This is a genomic window from Erythrobacter sp. QSSC1-22B (assembly GCF_001678665.1).
In the GTDB taxonomy this organism is placed as follows: Bacteria; Pseudomonadota; Alphaproteobacteria; order Sphingomonadales; family Sphingomonadaceae; genus Qipengyuania.
Genome location: NZ_LZRP01000042.1, coordinates 1 through 668, shown reverse-complemented (window position 1 = coordinate 668; position 668 = coordinate 1). Strand labels below are relative to the sequence as shown.

Annotated in this window: 2 protein-coding genes; both read right to left on the bottom strand. The window is 60.6% G+C overall.

Going from position 1 to position 668, the window contains the following annotated elements:
- On the bottom strand, nucleotides 1-280 hold a 280-nt coding region (locus tag A9995_RS15775), incomplete at its 3' end, for a VOC family protein (RefSeq protein WP_199797291.1).
- Between the two features lie 14 nt (nucleotides 281-294).
- The coding region (locus A9995_RS15770) for a glutathione S-transferase C-terminal domain-containing protein (RefSeq protein WP_233998283.1) at nucleotides 295-668 on the bottom strand (374 nt) is incomplete at its 5' end.

Here is a 668-nt window from a genome sequence, read left to right as displayed (position 1 = left end):
TGCCCATCAGCGCATCGAGATCATCCACGATAAACGCCGCGTGCGTCATACCCGGGTGCTTCAGGTCTTCGTCCTGCAGGATGTTCTTCGCCCCATCGCGAGGTATCCCGTTGAAGATGAGATTGATGTATACGCCGCTTTCGTTGACCATCTCGTTGGCCATGTGTTCTGGCAGGTCGATCTCCTCCTTCCAGCCCAGGGCTTCGTAGAATTGGGTAGCCCGGGCTCGATCGGTCACCCGAATGCCCACATGCTCGTAGGATGTGATCTTGAACGCCACCGGACGAGCCTCCTCTAGATTGCGGGCATGGGGGTGAAGTCGGGGAGCGCCTTGATACGGTCCACCCAGCCACGGACGGCTCGATACGGCTCGAGAGATACGCCGCCCTCGTGGCTCAGAGCAACATAAGGAAAGCAGGCAATGTCAGCGATTGTCGGTCGGCCGACCTCAAGCCAGTCGCGGGTCGAAAGATGCTGCTCAAGTACTTCGAGTATGCGGCCCGCCTTGGCCCGCGCTCCCGCGACATCGATTTGGTAGCCGAATTTGTCGTGCAGACGGGCGTCGTTCGGTCCCCGCGCGATCTCGCTTTCGGCGACCATGAGCCACTGCACCACCGCCGCCTCCTCTGGGGCCTCGGTCGGATACCAGTCTTGGCGCCTGTATTTGC